This window comes from Bradyrhizobium sp. 2TAF24 (genome assembly GCF_052115025.1).
Lineage (GTDB): Bacteria > Pseudomonadota > Alphaproteobacteria > Rhizobiales > Xanthobacteraceae > Bradyrhizobium_A.
Genome location: NZ_JBFRFW010000004.1, coordinates 35851 through 52768, shown reverse-complemented (window position 1 = coordinate 52768; position 16918 = coordinate 35851). Strand labels below are relative to the sequence as shown.

The 16918-nt window shown below is 67.3% G+C and carries 16 protein-coding genes; 3 read left to right on the top strand and 13 right to left on the bottom strand.

Annotated elements, in window-relative coordinates; all coding sequences use genetic code 11:
- Window positions 1-63: 63 nt before the first annotated feature.
- Both AB4Z37_RS08145 and AB4Z37_RS08140 read right to left on the bottom strand, forming a co-directional pair.
- Window positions 64-723, bottom strand: a complete 660-nt coding sequence (locus tag AB4Z37_RS08145; RefSeq protein WP_441516204.1) for a response regulator transcription factor — start codon at window positions 721-723, stop codon at window positions 64-66.
- On the bottom strand, window positions 720-2744 hold the full coding sequence (locus AB4Z37_RS08140) for a PAS domain S-box protein (RefSeq protein ID WP_441516203.1): 2025 nt from the start codon (window positions 2742-2744) through the stop codon (window positions 720-722). The genes AB4Z37_RS08145 and AB4Z37_RS08140 overlap by 4 nt, the downstream gene beginning before the upstream one ends.
- A gap of 570 nt (window positions 2745-3314) precedes the next feature.
- On the opposite strand from AB4Z37_RS08140, the gene AB4Z37_RS08135 reads away from it, so the two are divergent.
- The gene (locus tag AB4Z37_RS08135) at window positions 3315-3596 is read left to right on the top strand and encodes a hypothetical protein (protein ID WP_441516202.1); all 282 of its coding nucleotides are present in this window, start codon (window positions 3315-3317) and stop codon (window positions 3594-3596) included.
- 662 nt (window positions 3597-4258) lie between these two features.
- Here AB4Z37_RS08135 and AB4Z37_RS08130 read toward each other — a convergent pair.
- The 3 genes from AB4Z37_RS08130 to AB4Z37_RS08120 form a co-directional block, all read right to left on the bottom strand.
- Complete coding sequence (locus AB4Z37_RS08130; protein WP_441516201.1) at window positions 4259-5452, bottom strand: DUF1501 domain-containing protein; 1194 nt, start codon at window positions 5450-5452, stop codon at window positions 4259-4261.
- A gap of 289 nt (window positions 5453-5741) precedes the next feature.
- Window positions 5742-7283 (bottom strand): DUF1800 domain-containing protein, encoded by a 1542-nt coding sequence (locus tag AB4Z37_RS08125; protein ID WP_441516200.1) that lies wholly within the window; start codon window positions 7281-7283, stop codon window positions 5742-5744.
- A 401-nt stretch (window positions 7284-7684) separates the two neighbouring features.
- Entirely contained in the window at window positions 7685-7864 is a 180-nt protein-coding gene (locus tag AB4Z37_RS08120) for a hypothetical protein (RefSeq protein WP_441516199.1), read from the bottom strand.
- A 252-nt stretch (window positions 7865-8116) separates the two neighbouring features.
- On the opposite strand from AB4Z37_RS08120, the gene AB4Z37_RS08115 reads away from it, so the two are divergent.
- Entirely contained in the window at window positions 8117-9076 is a 960-nt protein-coding gene (locus AB4Z37_RS08115) for a hypothetical protein (protein ID WP_441516198.1), read from the top strand.
- 9 nt (window positions 9077-9085) lie between these two features.
- Here AB4Z37_RS08115 and AB4Z37_RS08110 read toward each other — a convergent pair whose 3' ends face one another.
- Window positions 9086-9370, bottom strand: a complete 285-nt coding sequence (locus AB4Z37_RS08110; RefSeq protein WP_441516197.1) for a hypothetical protein — start codon at window positions 9368-9370, stop codon at window positions 9086-9088.
- 208 nt (window positions 9371-9578) lie between these two features.
- On the opposite strand from AB4Z37_RS08110, the gene AB4Z37_RS08105 reads away from it, so the two are divergent.
- The gene (locus tag AB4Z37_RS08105; RefSeq protein ID WP_441516196.1) at window positions 9579-9788 is read left to right on the top strand and encodes a hypothetical protein; all 210 of its coding nucleotides are present in this window, start codon (window positions 9579-9581) and stop codon (window positions 9786-9788) included.
- 1 nt (window position 9789) lies between these two features.
- Here the strand turns inward: AB4Z37_RS08105 and AB4Z37_RS08100 are convergent, their stop codons facing one another.
- The 7 genes from AB4Z37_RS08100 to AB4Z37_RS08070 all read right to left on the bottom strand — a co-directional run bounded on the left by AB4Z37_RS08100 (window position 9790) and on the right by AB4Z37_RS08070 (window position 16861).
- Window positions 9790-11253 carry an alginate export family protein gene (locus tag AB4Z37_RS08100; RefSeq protein ID WP_441516195.1) on the bottom strand — a complete coding sequence of 488 codons (1464 nt, stop codon included), beginning with the start codon at window positions 11251-11253 and terminating at the stop codon, window positions 9790-9792.
- A gap of 203 nt (window positions 11254-11456) precedes the next feature.
- Window positions 11457-12344, bottom strand: coding sequence for a glyoxalase (locus AB4Z37_RS08095; RefSeq protein WP_441516194.1), 888 nt, complete (start codon window positions 12342-12344; stop codon window positions 11457-11459).
- Window positions 12345-12370: 26 nt separating this feature from the next.
- The gene (locus tag AB4Z37_RS08090; protein WP_441516193.1) at window positions 12371-12811 is read right to left on the bottom strand and encodes a DoxX family protein; all 441 of its coding nucleotides are present in this window, start codon (window positions 12809-12811) and stop codon (window positions 12371-12373) included.
- Window position 12812: 1 nt separating this feature from the next.
- Window positions 12813-14693: an amidohydrolase gene (locus AB4Z37_RS08085; protein ID WP_441516192.1), complete on the bottom strand. Its 1881-nt coding sequence runs from the start codon at window positions 14691-14693 to the stop codon at window positions 12813-12815.
- The gene (locus AB4Z37_RS08080; RefSeq protein ID WP_441516191.1) at window positions 14690-14977 is read right to left on the bottom strand and encodes a XapX domain-containing protein; all 288 of its coding nucleotides are present in this window, start codon (window positions 14975-14977) and stop codon (window positions 14690-14692) included. Before AB4Z37_RS08080 ends, AB4Z37_RS08085 begins: the two co-directional genes overlap by 4 nt.
- A gap of 202 nt (window positions 14978-15179) precedes the next feature.
- Complete coding sequence (locus tag AB4Z37_RS08075; protein ID WP_441516190.1) at window positions 15180-15836, bottom strand: hydrolase; 657 nt, start codon at window positions 15834-15836, stop codon at window positions 15180-15182.
- Between the two features lie 200 nt (window positions 15837-16036).
- On the bottom strand, window positions 16037-16861 hold the full coding sequence (locus AB4Z37_RS08070) for an alpha/beta fold hydrolase (RefSeq protein ID WP_441516189.1): 825 nt from the start codon (window positions 16859-16861) through the stop codon (window positions 16037-16039).
- Window positions 16862-16918: the final 57 nt, after the last annotated feature.

Here is a 16918-nt window from a genome sequence, read left to right as displayed (position 1 = left end):
GCACGGCGCGCGCGCGGAAGATGTCAGGATGTTCCTGACATCTTCACGGTTCGTTAACCACGTTCAGAGCTCGCTCAGCCAGCCCTGGCGGGCCGCATAGCGCACGATCTCGGCGCGGGTGCGCAGGCCGAGCTTGTCCGTGCCGCGGGTCTTGTAGGTTTCGACCGATTTGATGCCGATGCCGAGCTGGGCTGAAATCTCCTTGTTGGAGAGCCCGAACGCGATGAATTTGAGAACCTCGGCCTCGCGGTCGGTCAGCTGCGGCATCGCGGTGCCGAGCTGGCCCGCTGCTCCCGGCTTCAGCACCGGACTGAGCACGCGGTCGGCGATCGCGGTATCGAGATACAATCCGCCCACCGCCACCGCGCGGATTGCGCCGGTGAGCTTTTCCGCAGCCGATCGCTTGAGGACATAGCCGCGGACCCCGATCTCGAGCGCCTGCCTGGCATGTGCCTGGTCCTCGTGCGACGTCAGGACGATGACGCGGACCGACGGCAGTTCGCCGATCACGCGCCGGCTCAATGCGATGCCGTTGAGCTCCGGCATGGAGATGTCGACGACTGCGATATCCGGCTCGGTCTCCCTGATCAGCTTCAGCGCGGCAAGGCCGCTCTTCGCTTCGCCGACGAGATCGAGATCGCGTTCGGCGCGGATCAGGTTTCTCAGCCCCTCCAGCACGATCGGGTGGTCGTCGGACAGAACGATGCGGACCTTCCTGTTCACGCGGTCACCTTTCCTGGCTCGACCGGAATGCGCACGAAAATGGTCGTGCCCGCTCCCGGCGCGGACTCGATCTCGATGTCGCCGCCGAGCAGGATGACCCGCTCGCGCATGCCGGCGATGCCGAGGCCTCCGGTGAACTGCTCGCGCGCGCGCTTTCCGGCGGTCGCGGTGTCGAAGCCGCAGCCATTGTCCTCGATGGTCAGGCGCAGCAGTCCGCCCGCCCGGCTGACGATGACGCTGACAGCATCGGCATAAGCGTGCTTGGCAATGTTGGACAGCGCTTCCTGGATGATCCGATAGATCGCATTCCTGATTTCTTCGCCGATCTCGTCGAGCGTGCCGTCGGTGCAATGGAAGTCGGCTGCAACCCCGGCCTGTCCGCCCCATTCCGAAACATAGCCGGCGAGCGCGATCGCGGGGTCGATATCGTCGATCAGGATGGGACGCAGGTCCCGGGCGACGCGATGCAGCGCCGTTCCGATCCGGCCGAGCAGGTCCTGGAGCTGGCCGATGCGCGGCAGTCCGGACCGGCTGACCGACGGCTCGAGCCCCTTCAGCGCCAGCATCGCTGCGGTCAACTCCTGGCCGGTCTGGTCGTGCAGCTCGCGGGCGAGGCGCAGGCGCTCCTGTTCCTCAGCCTGGATCAGCCGTCGGCGCAGGCTGTCCTGTTCGGCGAGCACGGCGGCGAGGCGCTCTTCGGCATGCCGCCGGGCGGTGATGTCGACGATGGTGGCGATGACGAGGTCCCCGGCCTGGGTCCTGATCGGGTTGAGGCTGATTTCCACCGGAAACTCGCTGCCGCTCTTGTGACGGCCGCTCAGCGGGCGGCCCACTCCCATCAGGCGCGGCCGTGATGCGCGAATGAAGGCGGCGCGCTGCTCGGCATGGACTGTGCGATGACGCTCCGGAATCAGCATCTCGATCGGCTGTCCGACGAGCTCGTCCTGGTCATAGCCGAACATGACCCGCATCTGGGCGTTCTTGAGCACGATGAGCCCATTGCCGTCGATCACCACGACGCCGTTCGGGGCGAGCTCGAACAGCGAGCTGAACTCTTCCCGCGTCGGCTGGCGGTCGATGCCGAGGGTGCCGAACGATTGCAGCAGGCGCCCCGCGAGCAGGCGGGCGAGCAACACACTGATCAGCAGCAGGGCGCCGCCGACGAGGCCGAGGCTGATGGTCGCTTCGCGCAGCGGCGCCCTGATGGCCTGGTCGGGGACACCGATCGAGATGCGCCAGCCGGAGACCTGCGATCGGCGGTTGAACCAGTGGAACGGGATGCCTTCCAGATTCCTGCCGACCGCGACGCTCTGCGTCTCGTTCACGGCGATCTCGGAATAGAGCGGCACCCGCTTGCCGCCATACTCCTCCTGCTTTTTCGAGCGCGCGACGATGTTGCCCGTCTGGTCGGTGACGGTGACGATCCAGTCGTCCTCCAGCTGCAGCAGCTGCAGCAGGCTGGCGAACCGCTCGATCGGCAGTCCGACGCACAGCGCATAGGCGGCCTTGCTGTCCGGCACGGGGACGACGACCACGACCTGGTAGCGCCGTGTCAGCGGATCGAACATCACGCCGGATATTTCGGGGCGGCCGGCGGCGAGCGGAAGCGGGTCCGCGGGCACCTCGATCGGCTGCAGCCGCAGCGCCGTGGCGGGCAGGGCGGTGTTGATCAGCTGCTGTCCGGTCCGCGCGTCGCGCAGCGCGATCTGGATGTCGAGCTGCTGTGCGATCTTCGTTGCCTGACGGTGGAACGGCTCGAGATCGCCGCTCTGCAGCGAACGGGACGTCGACAGCGCAATCAGGACATTCTGCGTGCTGATGATCTCGCGCTCGATGGTGGCGACGATCTCGCGGCCCTTCTGCTCGAGGTCCTTCCTGAACTGCTCCTGGGCACTGGTCACCGACTGGGACGCGAGCCAGCCGGCGAGGGCCATCGCGGACACAAAAAATGCCGCCGTGAAGGCCCCGACATAAATGCGGATCGAGTAGCGTTTGCCGAACAGGCGTGGGGGTGATGCCATCCTCTATCACCGACCTCGGATCGGGTGCCGCTCCCGGCAGGATCATGATTCGCCAGCCTACCACGCCCGCCGCGCGGACGATCCTTGCCGGGGGCCGTGCGCATCGGCGGCGGCGTCGCGGGCCGTGGCGTGGAGGTCGGCGGCCTCGGGGCAGGTCCGGCCGGGCTCGGTTCCCCGGGGCGCATCGCGGATCCGCGGCGGCCGGGGCCGCCGAAGCCGGTCCTGTTCATGTCCGCTCGCGCATGGGGGGGGCGGCGCCATGGAATGGCTCGCGCCCGCAGCGCGTCATAAGGCGCCGGGGGGCGGTGGCGCGTGCCGGGAAAAATCCTCTCCGGACACAGGGGTTACGCCGCCGGCGCATGGTGGCCGGGGATCGCGGCGCCCGGATTGCGGAAAGCCGGCGCGGCGGCCGGCATGACAGGGATGCGCCGGTAGCCGGAGACGGCAGCGAAAATTCGCGGGAGAGGTTTGCGGCATGGCTGCCGGGGACGTGCCGCCCGCCGCCGGAGCGCAACGCTCCCGCCGGCAGATTTTGTCTGGACCACTTCATAGGACCTGGGACCTTCCGCGATGGACGATGCCGAGCTGCAGAAGATCGCCGCCGACAACGAGAACCTGATCCTGAGCGCCGAGAATCCGGGCGAGGCGCTGCGGGCGATCCTGCGTTCGGCGGATGTGGTGTACGGGGTCTATCCGGTCGACGGCGGCTGCGCCAAGCTGCTGATCAAGGGCCAGCGGCTGCTCGACGGCAGGCATGTGCCGCGCAAGCTCACCGCGGTGCCGTGCCGGAGCGCCGAAGAGGCACGGGCGCTGCAGGGCAGCCTGGGCGACGGCTGCGCACGCTCGTCCTGACAGGCTGGCGGCCGGACGCAGGTCCTGCGAGTCGCAGCCCTCAGGTTTCCGTTAAGGCCAATCATGTCGACGCGGCGGCGCGCCCTGCGCGCGCATCCGCTTTTGCGGCGGATTCCTGCCTTGCCGTCGGCGCAATTGATCATCGTTCGTTGCAGGAATGTCGCACTGCCGTCGTGAAATCTGCAGCGCTGCGCGGCGGTCGTTGACTGTGCAGGCTCCCGTGCCGTTACGTGCTTGCCATGCAGGCGCAAGGTTCGATCCGCCGACGCGCGGTGGCCTTGCGAAAGTGGACTTCAGTAGCCGGGGCGGGCGTAAGGACGTAAGTGATGCTGCAGATCGTTGCCATGTGTGGTGGTTTCCTTAGCGCCGGAATCTTCCTCGCCCACGCCTACGACATGTTCCAGAACTCGGCCCCGCGCCGCGGCTGATCCTCTCCTTCATCCCCCCATTCCGAACCGACCCGCTGCCCGTCAGGGGCCGATAGCGGCCCGATCCGATGTGACCCATCCCGTCCGGCGCCGCATCCTGATCCCTGCGACGGCCTGACCGGCCTTTGCCGTCTTCCTCCGCAGGTCCGGACCCTGGTGCGCCCCCTGCGGCCAGCGGGGCAAAAAAATCCCCGCCACGAGGGCGGGGACACGCGGTCCGCAGATCCCGGCGGGCTACACCAGCCCGAGGTCGGTCGGCTGAACCGACGCGAAAATCCGTTCCAGGCTCGGCTTCTCCAGGCCGTACATGCGCTGGAACAGGCCGCAGAAGAAGCTGCGGTAGTCGGTCAGCACCGGGTAGTCGCGGTTCTGGAACAGCTTGGGCTGCTCGACCTTGATCTGCTCGCCGAGAATGCGCCCGCCATTGATGCCGCCGCCCAGCACCCAGTAGACGCTGCCATGGCCATGGTCGGTGCCATGGTCGCCGTTCTCGCGGAAGGTGCGACCGAACTCGGAGATCACCACCACCACCGTGTCGCGCCAGCCGGCCGGGCCGATCTCCTCGGAGAAGCCGGCGAGCGCGCGGCCGAGCTCGCCGAGGCGGTCGGCGAGGTAGCCGTTGGCGGCGCCCTGGTTGACATGGGTGTCCCAGCCGCCGACGTCGACGAAGCCCAAATTGAACTGCTCGCGCATCAGGCGGCCGATGCGCCGCGCCGACAGCTCGAAGCCCCGCGGCGACACCGCGCCGCGGTTGGCGGCGGTCATCTCCTCGGACACCGCGCGGTAGACGTCGTCGCGCACCCGAAACCCTTCCGACACCGAGCTCGACAGGTCGCTGTGCTCATACATGTTCTTGATCAGCCGCGCCTGGCGGTCGTCGATACCGGGCTTGCCGACGCCGTTGATGCCGATGTTGGGGATCTGCGCCTTGCCGCGGAAGGTCAGCGGCAGCTGGTCGGTGAAGGCGATCGGTTTGACCCGCGTCAGCTCGGTGGCGAGGCGGCTCATGAAGCCGGAGCGGTAGTCGCGCGAATGGCCCACCGCCTGGCCCAGCTCGATGGTGTCCTGGGTCTCGAAATGGCTGCGGCTGAGATCGTCGGCGGTGCCGGCGAACGGGATGAAGGCGATCTCGCGTTTGCCCCACATCGGGTACAGCGTGTCGCGCAGGATCGGGTGCAGGCCCCAGTCGGCGTCGAGCGCCAGCGCCGCGTTGGGGTTGCCGACATCGGGCTTGGCGATCGCCAGCGTCGGCCGCGAGGCGCGGTAGAAGTCGCTGGAGATCGGGATCACGACATTGGCGGCGTCATAGGCGCCGCGTAGGAACACCACCAGCAGGCGGGCGTCGGTGACAGGCGCGGCCCAAACCCGCCCGGCGACGGTCATCGGCGCCATCGCCGCGAAGGCCTTGATGAGATCACGACGGTTCATGGTCGGCTCCTCGTGTTGTTGTCTTGTCGTCGTTCGTCACTCCTCATGGTGAGGAGGCGCAAAGCGCCGTCTCGAACCATGAGGCCGAGGCGGTGCCTCGGGCTTTGGTGTTCGGGCCTCATCCTTCGAGACGCCCGCTGCGCGGGCTCCTCAGGATGAGGAGATGGTTCGTGCCGGGACGCACCTTGTCCTGACGTCTTGCCAAGTTGTTTCGCCCTTCCTCATGGTGAGGAGCGCGTCAGCGCGTCTCGAACCATGAGGCCGAGGTGGCTCGTCATCGCACGAACGCTCATCGCATGAACTCCGGCGACGACAGGAACAGCGTATTCCAGTCCTGCGGCGACACCGCCTGGTCGAGCGCGGCCATGGTGGTGGCGCTGAGCGTGTGGCGCAGCGTGGTGAAGTAGAGCGCGTTCTGCAGCAGCGGGAAGCCCGGCTGGTCGGTGGTGTTCGGCCCCTCCGGCTTGAACAGGCCGGCGGAGCCGGAGCCGATCTGGCGGGCGACCTCGAAGCGCAGCATCATCTGTCCCGGGCCGTTCCAGGCTGCCGCGGTCAGCGGATAGCCGTCCGGGGTCTGGTGGTTGAACAGGCCTTCCGACAGGCGGTTGAGCCAGTTCTGGACCGGGCCGGTATTGAGGATCGGCTTGCGGTCATAGGCGAGGCGCACCGCCGACATCACATAGAGCACCGGATCCTTGAACTTGGCGCCGGGCTGCAGCGAGGCGATGAACTCGGGCGCGTGCACCATGGTGGCGAGCACCGCGGCGATGTCGCCGTCGGTCTTCTGGAAGGTCTGCGCCATGCGCTGCACCAGCGCCGGCGGCGGGGCGTCGCCGACGAAGTAGGTCGCGATCTTCTGCGACACCCGTGTCGCGGTCGCCGGATGATGGCAGAGGATGTCGAGGGCCTCATCGACCTCGGCGAGGCCGCGGCCCTTGATGGCGTGGCCGAGCAGCGTTTTGTCGCCGTAGTCATGGCGCATCGGGTTGAACTCGAACAGGCCCTGGCGCACCAGCTGCGAGCGCAGCTCCGGCTTGATGTTGGGATCCTCCTGCTTCGGGTCGATGCCGACGCCGGTGAGAATGTGCGCGAGCTGCTCGACATCGGCCTGGCTGTAGCCGGAGCCGACCCCCATGGTGTGCAGCTCCATGATCTCGCGGGCATAGTTCTCGTTGATGTGGCCGACGGCGTTGTCGGCGTTGTCGAGATAGCGCAGCATCGCCGGATGGTGCAGCGTGGCGCTGAGCAGGTCGCGGAAGCGGCCGAGCGCATGCGGGCGGATGGCGTTGTCGACATAGTCGCCGACCATGACGCGCAGGTTGGCCTTGTACTGGTGGACGTTGAAGTGGTTGAACCAGAACCAGGTCATGCGCTCGCGCAGCTGGTCCGGCGCATAAAGCCCGCGCAAGATGGTGCGCGCTGCCGCCTGGCGGGCGCGGTCGCTCATCGCCTGCTGGAGCGCCTGCTGCGCCGCCTTCTTCTGGTCGGGATCGGTCATCTGGTTGGCGGTGCGGCCCTGCTGGTCGAACGCCAGCACGATGTCGAACGGCAGCGTGTGGACGTCCGGCATCGCCTCGATCTGGGCCTTCACCGCGTCCGGCAGTGCCGGCTGCAGGTTGGCCGGTGGATGCAGCTGCTGGTCGAGCCACTGCTCGCTGCCCATCGACTGGAATTGCGCCGCGCTCGACGGCGTGACGCCGAAAGTCAGGCGGTCGAGCAGCGCCAGATCGCGCGCGCTGAGATCGGCGGCGCGAGCTGGCAGGGCAACCGTCAGCGCGACGGTGACGAGGAGGCCGAGGCGGAGGGGAAGAGCGCGACGCGGTGTCGTCATGAACAGGCCTCGAGCAGGGCGGTTGACGGGCAGCTCGCGACCGGGCGTGGCATTGGTGCGGGATTGCGGATGATCGCCGGATGTTCCGGACCACGCGGCTTTGTGCCCTCGACGATCCCTGCGATCAGCCGCGTCGACCGTCACAACCGATGATCGTCGAAGCTGCACCATTCAACGCGCGGTCCGCTGAACAGTCTCTGAACGAAACCGGCGAGAAGTGTGGCGATGTCGGATTTAATGAAATTGTAATGTCGCGGGACGTTCGCGGTCGTCGCGCAAAATGCCGCCCGCAGCCGCAGCCACACGCCATCACGAAGCACGGTCGTCAGCCGGGCGGCAGGCGATCTGTCATCGGCCGTGCGGGCGAACGCCGTGAGCCGTGTCGCCCGCGCGCCGCGTCGTCACTCGATGACGACGGCGAGGCGTCCGATCAGCAGGGCGATCTCCGCCAGCTTGTTGTCGTCATGCTCGGCGATCGCCTGTGCGAGGCAGGCAATGCATTCATCGTCGCTGATCGAAGGCACAAGGCGCGGATCGATGAAGGCCGGTACGGGCGTCGGGAGAGACAGCTGAATGTCCATGCGCAAGCTCCGTGAACGAATCACCCGATCACAATGATAGCGCGATCTTAATGAAGGGTTGGCGACTTCGATTCATCACAAGTGCGCGCGATCGCTGGCATGCCAGCACAAACATGCAGCACGTGTTGCGCGGTCGCCGTGCAACCACTGCATGTGGATGCAGCGGTATGACCGGCCCTCGCGAAGCTCCGCCGCATTGCAACGGTCCTGGTTATATAATATAGGGGGGTATCCTATATTAGTGATGGGTCGATGAGGAAAGCCGGTCTGTTCGATGCGCGACGCCTGGCGGCGATCGCGGTCGCGCTGTTTGTCAGCGCCACCGCGGCGCATGCCCATGGCATTGCCGGCAACCGCTTCTTTCCAGGCACATTGACGTTCGACGATCCGGCGGTGGCCGACGAGGCGGTGCTCCCGCTCATCTCCAGCATCAAGCGTCCCGGCGAAGGCGGAGACGTCATCGACAACCGCATCAACTGGTCGTTCTTGCGCCTGCTGACGCCGACGGTTGCGTTCGCCGTCGACAGCGGCGCGGCGGCCCGCAACTGGGGCGTTAGCCGTCGTTCCGGCTTCGACACCACCAGCCTCACGATCAAGAGCGAAATCTATCGCAACGATCCCCATGAGATGTTGATCGCGGCGTCGCTGGGCTGGGGCATCGGCCGCTCCGGGGCGCTGGGGATCGGCGCCGGCGCCACCGACACCATCAAGCCCGGCATCTTCTTCGGCAAGGGGTTCGGCGATCTGCCGGACCAGCTCGGCTGGCTGCGGCCGTTCGGCATCGCCGGCGGTGTCGTGCTGGAGCACCCGCTGTCGTCGACCTCGCCGGCGCTCGGCCTCGATCCGACGACCGGCGCCCTCGGGCCGACCATTGTCGGCAACGTCGACATTCTGCATTGGGGCTTCGCCGTCGAATTCAGCACGCTCTACCTGACCAGCCGCTTTACCGGCGGGCCACCGAAAGAGGAGCCGCTCAACCAGTGGGTGCCGCTGGTGGAGTTCGCGTTCGACAGTCCGCGCGGGCAGAAGACGGCGGCCACCGTCAATCCCGGCATCTCCTATGTCGCGGTGACCTGGCAGGCGGCAGTGGAGGCGGTGATCCCGCTCAATACCCAGGCCGGCCGCACCGTCGGCGCTCGGGCGCAGATGCTGTTCTTCCTCGACGATCTCATCCCGTCGCTGTTCGGCAAGCCGCTGCTGACGGGCCGCTGAGCCGCGGGGTCAGCGGCGGTCGTAGCCGGGCGCGGCCATGTTCTTCACCTGCACCAGCAGCGTGAAGACCCAGGCGAGCGCATAGAGGCCGGACAGGCCCAGCGCGACGCGGCGGTCCATGATCGAGAGCGTGCCCCAGTACCAGATGAGATAGATCCACAGCCCCGAGGTGGCGACGCCGAGCAGGCAGATCAGCAGCTTCAGGCCGCGGGTGTTGGCGACCCCGAGCGCGCCAAACAGCAGCGTGGTCGGGACAAGAAACATCTGGCAGGCAGCAATCAGCGTCGCGTTCATGGTGGTCTCGAGGGTTCGAATCGCGCGGGAGTATAGCCGGCTTTGCCGCCCCGGCAGGGGACGCGGCCGGCGGCCCGGTTCCATGATGCGATGCAAAGCGTGCCAGTCGGATGTTGACGAACCGGGCGGGCGATCGCACTTAATTCATCAGGGAGGCAGGTGACGTGCCTGCAGGCGAATGACCGAGCCGATACCTTTTGACGGGTCAGTGGCGTTGCGTCTCAAGGCCGTCGATGCCGCGCGCCGCGCGCGGGCGCTGCCGGTCGGCCCGGAGCGCAACGAGTACCGCCAGCTCGCGCTCGCCTACAAGGCGCTGTCGGAGAACGAGGCCTGGCTCGCCGGCGCGCGCGCCGTCATCCGCCGGCCGCAGGTCGCGAGCGGCCCGCCCCGCGACTGGCCGCCGCGCAGAGACAGCTAATCTACCAGCCGTATTTCAGCTCGATGCCGAGATAGTCGCTGTCATGGCCGCCGGCCTGGCGGAGGGTGTCGCCGATGCGGAAGTCGACGAACTCGACCGCGCCGGTCAGGTTGGCGTTGAAGGCGTAGTCGGCGCGCAGCTGGGTGTAGACACCGGACCACGCGCTGCCGCGCCCCGCGGTGCCGGCGACCGGCACATTGGGCTGGATGTAGACCGCGTCCGCGGTGGTCTGGCGCCACTGCAGGCCGACCGCGCCCATCAGCGTCAGCCGCGCGAGCGGCTTCACCGTCAGCGACGGCTTGAGATGGATCAGGTTGGCGTAGCCAGTGAAGCCGGCGAGGGTGAAATAGTAGCCGTTGGGAAACAGCGGATTGAAGGTGCCGAGCTTGCCGTCACCGGGATGGCCGTCGCCGGAGGCGGCGTCGGCCTGCAGGCCGAGCCGCGGCGTCCAGGTGACGTCGGAGAAGGTATAGCCGGTGCGGGCGCCGAGCGCCCAGGCGCGGATGTCGCTGGCGCCGACCGCGCCGGTCTGGCCCATCGCCTCGAGATCCCAGTCGATATTGGCGGACTTGCCGGCGAAGCGGATGTCGAAGGCATGGCGGCGCTCGTTGCCGCGGGCGTCGAGGTAGCTGACATTGTCGCGCTGGTAGAGCGCATAATAGGCCGACAGCTCGTTGGTGCCGAGGACATGGCGCTCGAGACGGATGGTCGAGAAGCGGAAGTGGTCGTTGGAGACGTCGTCGAACGGCGCGGCATCATTGTACTGCACCGGACGGCTGACGAAGCCGAGCAGACGCCACGGACCGCTCTCCCAGTCGGCCCACACCGCATCGAACGACTGCCGCACATTGGGCCCGTCGCGCGACGACACGAAGCGCTGCAGGTCGAACGCGAAGTCCTGGCGGCCGACGCGCGCCTTGAAGGTGCCGGCGTCGAAAGTCTGCGTGTAGGCGACGAAGGCGAGCCGCAGGTCGAGCGGGTTCTGGTCCACCGGCGTGATGACATTCTTGCCGAACGCGCGGACGTCCTCGATCTGGGTGAAGATCTGCCAGTTGTCGTTGAGATGGATGTCGGCGTGAAACTGCAGCCGCTGCAGCAGATAGGCGTCCGCCGTCCCCCTGGTGCCGAAGCCCGCCGCGTTGACGCTCTCGAAGCGCTCGCGCAGGTTCATGCCGAACGACACGTAGCTGTGCGGATCGCCCGGGATCAGCGGGATGTATTTGAGGCCGTCGAACGGCTCGCTGCGCAGCGACGGATCGGCGAGCACCGACCAGTCCTCCTCCCAGCGGTTGCTCTGGATCGCGGGGCGCTGCGGTGTGGCGGTGGCGGCATCGTTGGCGCGGGCGGAAGGCGGCGCGAGCGCAACGAGTGCGCCTGCCGCGGCGGCGAGAGCAACAGCGCCGAACCGCGCGGCGGATGATCGCCGCAGCGTGTGACGCGATTGTCTGTTTGTCCCGCTGCCCATCGTGATCATTCTACTACAATGCCGACCGTGCTGCTGTGTCTGCCGCGCCACGATCCTCCTCATCCTGAGGAGGCGCATCGCGCCGTCTCGAAGGATGAGGGCCGGGCAGCGCTCGATCATCGCGGCGTCCGGGCCTCATGGTTCGAGACGCGCAGCGGTGCTGCGCTCCTCACCATGAGGAGCGCAGGGCACGTCGCGGAGGCTCACTTCACCGCCGCATGGATCTCGGCGATGTAGCCGCCGGGAAACTGCACCACGGCGGCCTGGCGATGGTCGGCCGTGTAGGGCTCGACCAGCACGGTGACGCCGGCGGCCCGGGCCTTGTCGAGGGTGTCGGAGAGGTTCGTCACCTCGTAGCCGGTCATCTCACGGCCGTAGGGGTAGGGCAGATGGCCGTCGGTTGAGAGCACCGTGAACTTGCCGAACGCCGCTTCGAGGCGGATGCGGCGATACGTGTCCTTGGGACGGCCGATCTCGGCACCCGGCGCGCGGGCGTCGTCGGACACCACCTTGGCGTGGGCGAAGCGCTGGAAGCTGCGCACGAAGGCGTCGGCGCGCTCGCGCGACACGTAGATGCGGTTCTCCGGCACGGTCTGGAATGCGGCGTAGTTCGGCTTGGTCGTGTGCCAGTACAACTGCATGTTGACCCCGCCCGGCCACTGCACCACGACGTCGCGGCCGATCGGATCGGGGAAGGTCTCGACGATGACGTCGGCGCCGGCGGCGCGCGCCGATTTCACCGCGGCGTCGATGTCGCTGACGAGATAGCCGTTGCGCTCGGCGCCGAACGGGGTGGGGATCGGCGTCTTGAAGCCGAACAGCGACACGGTGCCGACCGGCGTCTGCAGCAGCTGCGACGTCGTGCTGCTCGGCGTCGGCGTCACGGTGGCGACGACCTGCTTGGTGCTCTGGCCGCCGAAGGTGGCGAGGAAGCTCGCGACGAAGCGGTCGAGGTCGCTTGGGGCGACATAGACATGGGTCGTGCCGTATTGCGGCGCGACGGCAACGGCCGGCGCTGCGGCCGGGCGGGCCTGCGCGGTGGTGAGGCTGCCGGCGACGACGGCGGCGGCGAGGACGGGAATCAGGCGCATGATGCAAACGCTCCGGCTGGGGGTGGTCAGGATGAACGGGAGGGGGAAGCTGTCCGGCAGGCCAGCACCGCCACGAGGACGAAGCCGCCGATCAGGCCGAGGTGTTCGAAGAAGGCGTTGAAGGCGGCGAAGCGGGCCGCGCCCTCCAGCGCCCAGAAACGGTTGGCTGTGAGCATCGCGACGGCGGTCAGGACGCCGAGCCCGCCGGCGCCGAGCCACACCAGGCGGCCGGAGATCACGAGCGCCGAGCCAACAAGCTCGACCGCGATGGCGAGTGAGGCCCACAACCAGCCCGGGGTGAGGCCGAAGTGTTCCTGCTCAGCCACCGCGGCCGAGAAGTCCGCGAGCTTGGTGATGCCGCCGATCAGGTACGCCGAGGCCAGCGCGACGCGCGCCACCACCGGCGTGCCGCGCCAGCGCAGGATCGCATCGACGAACCGCGGGGTCATGTCGGAGGCCTGCGGCATCTCACACCGCCCAGCAGGCGCAGCCGAGCGCGCCCCAGAACGACTTGAGATCGGCGACCGGCAGCTTGCTCGACCACGCGGTGGCGTGGGCGTGGCCGTGCACGTTGCAGGAATTGGCACAGCCGCACATCTGCGCCGCCTTCATCTGCAACGTGTTGCCCTGCTTCGTCTCGCCCCATGCGGCATAGCCGCCGAAGGTGCGCACCGGCGACCAGTCCGGCATCGCCGGCGGCACCGGATTGTCGTCGAGCTTGACGAACGGGCCCGCGCCATACACGACGCGGCCGCCGACCACGGTGAGGTCCGCGGCGATGTCGGCGATCTCGGCTTCCGCACACGAGAAGTAGTCGCGGTCGGGCACGACGAGGTCGGCGAACTGGCCGACCTGGATGCGGCCCTTCTTGCCTTCTTCGTTGGAGAACCAGGTGACGTTCTCGGTCCACATCCGCAGCGCGGTCTCGCGGTCGAGGCAGTTGTGCTGCGGCGTGATGCGCAGGCCGCCGACCGTCTTGCCGGTGACCAGCCACGCCAGCGCCACCCAGGGATTGTAGGAGGCGACACGGGTGGCGTCGGTGCCGGCGGAGGTCTTGACGCCCTTGTCGAGGATCTTCTTCACCGGCGGCGTCGCTTCCGCGGCGCCAAAGCCGTAGCGCTCCACGAAGTATTCGCCCTGGTAGGCCATGCGGTGCTGCACGGCGATGCCGCCGCCGAGCGCGGCGATGCGGTCGATCGACTGGTCCGAGATGGTTTCGGCATGGTCGAAGAACCAGTTGAGGCCTTCCAGCGGGGTGTCCTGGTTGACCTTCTCGAACACGTCGAGTGCCCGCGAGATGGTCTCGTCATAGGTGGCGTGCATCCGCCACGGCCAGCGGTTCTGCACCAGCACGCGCACGACGTCCTCGAGCTCGCCCTCCATCTCCGGCGGCATGTCGGGGCGGGCGACGCGGAAATCCTCGAAGTCGGCGGCGGAGAACACCAGCATTTCGCCGGCGCCGTTGTGGCGGAAGTAGTCGGTGCCCTGCTTGTACTTCGAGGTCTTCGTCCAGTTCAGGAAGTCCTCTTTCTCGCCCTTGGGCTTCTGGGTGAAGAGATTGTAGGCGAGGCGGATGGTGAGCTGGCCCTCGTCGGACAGCTTCTGGATCACCGCATAGTCGTCGGGGTAGTTCTGGAAGCCGCCGCCGGCGTCGATCGCGCCGGTGACGCCGAGGCGGTTGAGCTCGCGCATGAAGTGCCGCGTCGAGTTGACCTGATAGTCGAACGGCAGTTTCGGGCCCTTGGCCAGCGTCGCGTAGAGAATGTTGGCGTTGGGTTTGGCGAGCAAAAGGCCCGTCGGGTTGCCGTTGGCATCGCGGGTGATCTCGCCGCCGGGAGGCTCCGGCGTATCCTTGGTGTAACCCACCGCGCGCAGCGCCGCGCCATTGAGGATGGCGCGGTCGTAGAGATGCAGCAGGAACACCGGTGTGTCCGGCGCCACCGCATTGAGTTCGTCGATGGTCGGCAGGCGCTTCTCGGCGAACTGATGCTCGGTGAAGCCGCCGACGACGCGCACCCACTGCGGCGGCGGCGTCACGGCGACCTGGCGCTTGAGCATGTTCATGGCGTCGGCGAGCGAGCGCACGCCGTCCCAGCGCAGCTCCATGTTGAAGTTGAGGCCGCCGCGGATGATGTGCAGGTGGTTGTCGATCAGCCCCGGCAGCACGCGCTTGCCCTTGAGGTCGATGATTTTCGTCGAGGGACCGGCTGTCGGCATCACCTCGTGATCGGTGCCGACGGCGGTGAACACGCCGTCGGTGATGGCGACCGCGCTGGCGGTCGGGTTGCTGCGGTCGAGGGTGGTGAACAGGCCGCGGTGCAGGATGAGGTCGGGCGCGCGGGTGGTCATGAGCGGGTCTCCACGGAACGGGTGGACGAAGCGGTGGTGGTGTCGGTGTGGCGTCCGGGCAGGTGTCCGAACAGGTGGCTCGAGCATTTGGCCTGCTGCCAGGCCGCGGCGAGCGCCTCGCCGCCGATCATCTGCTTGGCGACGGGGATGACCTGTTCGCCGATCAGGATGCCGGCGAGGCCGACAAGCGCGATCAGCGGCGGCGCCGGCGAACGCACATTGATGAGGCTGTAGATGACGCCGACCAGGAGGCCGGCGCCGAGCGAGAGCAGGTAGGGTTTCATCGGGGCCGTTCTCCGGTCAGACGATATGGAGGGGCGCGTCTGCTATTCTCTGCGTCATGGCCGGGCTTGTCCCGGCCATCCACGTCTTGGCGTGTCTACGAGGCTGTGAAGACGTGGATGCCCGTGACAAGCACGGGCATGACGCCTTGTGTGGGGGAGCGCCTCGACCGATCCATGCGCTGCCCGTTGTCGGTTTGGGCGCTCAGTGCCCTTCCGACGCGCCGAACATCGACTTGGCGTAGATGATGCCGAGGCCGTAGGCGCCGCCGTACTGCTTGGCGATGCCGGTGGTCATGTCGTAGGTGTTGGTGCGCGCCCAGTCGCGCTGCAGCTCGAGCAGGTACTGCAGCGAGGTCATCGGCCGAGCGCCGGCCTGGATCATGCGCTCCACCGCGCGCTCGTGCGCTTCCTCGGAAACGTCGCCGCAGGCGTCGGTGATGACGTAGACCTCGAAGCCCTGGTCGAGCGCCGACAGCGTCGGGCCGACGATGCACACCGAGGTCCACAGGCCCGCGAACACCAGGCGCGTCTTGCCGATGCGGTTGACCTCCTTGATCACGGCCTCGTCCTCCCAGGTGTTCATGGAGGTGCGGTCGAGCAGCTTCTGACCCGGAAACGCCTCGGTGATCTCGCCGAACATCGGGCCGGAGAAGCTCTTCTCCGCGACGGTGGTGAGGATGGTCGGCACCTTGAAGCCGGCGGCGGCACGCGAGATCAGCGCGGCGTTGTTGCGCAGCGCGACCGCGTCGATCGACTTGGTGGCGAACGACATCTGTGACTGGAAGTCGATGAGGATCAGGGCGTGGTCGGTCGGGGTCAGCAGCTTCGAGCCCGGGGTCGCAGTGGCGGTGATCGGCATGGTCTTCATCCTCTTGGGTGGTGGCGACGTCGTGTCAGTGCGTCGGTGGACTAGGTATCTCAGATGACTAAATTGAAGACAATTCAGCCATTTATGGCATTACTGTTTACAAAATGGCGACAATCATGACGGGGTTCCGCCTGATAGCCACCCCCGTCCGCCGGCCCAGGACGGGCGGCGGACGGTCCTGCGGCGGTGGCTCAGCCCTTGATGAAGGCGAGGAGGTCGGCGTTGATGGTCTCGTGCTCGGTGGTCGGCATGCCGTGCGGAAAGCCCTTGTAGGTCTTCAGCGTGCCGTTCTTCAGAAGCTTGGCCGACAGCGGGCCGGAATCGGCGTAGGGCACGATCTGGTCGTCGTCGCCATGCATCACCAGCACCGGGACATTGATCTTCTTGAGATCCTCGGTGAAGTCGGTCTGCGAGAATGCGACGATGCCGTCATAGTGCGCCTTGGCGCCGCCCATCATGCCCTGGCGCCACCAGTTCCAGACGATCGCCTCGGACTTCTTGGCGCCGGGCCGGTTGAAGCCGTAGAACGGCCCTGCCGGCAGGTCGTAGTAGAACTGGCTGCGGTTGGTGGCGACCTGCGCCTGCAGGCCGTCGAACACCTCCTTGGGGAGGCCGCCCGGATTGGCTTCGGTCTTGACCATCAGCGGCGGCACCGCGGCGATGATCGCGGCCTTGGCGACACGGCTGTCGCCGTGGCGGGCGATGTAGTGCACGACCTCGCCGCCGCCGGTCGAGTGGCCGACATGCACGGCGTTCTTGAGGTCGAGGTGCGCGGTCAGCGCCGCGAGATCGTCGGCGTAGTGGTCCATGTCGTGGCCGTCGGCGACCTGGCTCGAGCGGCCATGGCCGCGGCGGTCATGGGCGATGACGCGAAAGCCCTTGCCGAGGAAGAACATCATCTGGGCGTCCCAGTCGTCGGACGACAGCGGCCAGCCATGGCTGAACACAATCGGCTGTCCAGCGCCCCAATCCTTGTAGAAGATTTCGACGCCGTCTTTGGTCTTGATGCTGGACATGTCACTCTCTCCCGAAGCCGCCCACCGTTGGGCGGAATCCCTCGCGGGCGTCACCTT

Excerpts from the sequence above, each read along its gene's own strand:
- AB4Z37_RS08120 (WP_441516199.1), bottom strand. The coding sequence starts at position 7,864 with ATGGACATTCAGCTGTCTCTCCCGACGCCCGTACCGGCCTTCATCGAT.
- AB4Z37_RS08125 (WP_441516200.1), bottom strand. The coding sequence starts at position 7,283 with ATGACGACACCGCGTCGCGCTCTTCCCCTCCGCCTCGGCCTCCTCGTC.
- AB4Z37_RS08110 (WP_441516197.1), bottom strand. The coding sequence starts at position 9,370 with ATGAACGCGACGCTGATTGCTGCCTGCCAGATGTTTCTTGTCCCGACC.
- AB4Z37_RS08100 (WP_441516195.1), bottom strand. The coding sequence starts at position 11,253 with ATGGGCAGCGGGACAAACAGACAATCGCGTCACACGCTGCGGCGATCA.
- AB4Z37_RS08095 (WP_441516194.1), bottom strand. The coding sequence starts at position 12,344 with ATGCGCCTGATTCCCGTCCTCGCCGCCGCCGTCGTCGCCGGCAGCCTC.
- AB4Z37_RS08130 (WP_441516201.1), bottom strand. The coding sequence starts at position 5,452 with ATGAACCGTCGTGATCTCATCAAGGCCTTCGCGGCGATGGCGCCGATG.
- AB4Z37_RS08140 (WP_441516203.1), bottom strand. The coding sequence starts at position 2,744 with ATGGCATCACCCCCACGCCTGTTCGGCAAACGCTACTCGATCCGCATT.
- AB4Z37_RS08080 (WP_441516191.1), bottom strand. The coding sequence starts at position 14,977 with ATGAAACCCTACCTGCTCTCGCTCGGCGCCGGCCTCCTGGTCGGCGTC.
- AB4Z37_RS08090 (WP_441516193.1), bottom strand. The coding sequence starts at position 12,811 with ATGCCGCAGGCCTCCGACATGACCCCGCGGTTCGTCGATGCGATCCTG.
- AB4Z37_RS08115 (WP_441516198.1), top strand. The coding sequence starts at position 8,117 with ATGAGGAAAGCCGGTCTGTTCGATGCGCGACGCCTGGCGGCGATCGCG.
- AB4Z37_RS08135 (WP_441516202.1), top strand. The coding sequence starts at position 3,315 with ATGGACGATGCCGAGCTGCAGAAGATCGCCGCCGACAACGAGAACCTG.
- AB4Z37_RS08075 (WP_441516190.1), bottom strand. The coding sequence starts at position 15,836 with ATGCCGATCACCGCCACTGCGACCCCGGGCTCGAAGCTGCTGACCCCG.
- AB4Z37_RS08070 (WP_441516189.1), bottom strand. The coding sequence starts at position 16,861 with ATGTCCAGCATCAAGACCAAAGACGGCGTCGAAATCTTCTACAAGGAT.
- AB4Z37_RS08085 (WP_441516192.1), bottom strand. The coding sequence starts at position 14,693 with ATGACCACCCGCGCGCCCGACCTCATCCTGCACCGCGGCCTGTTCACC.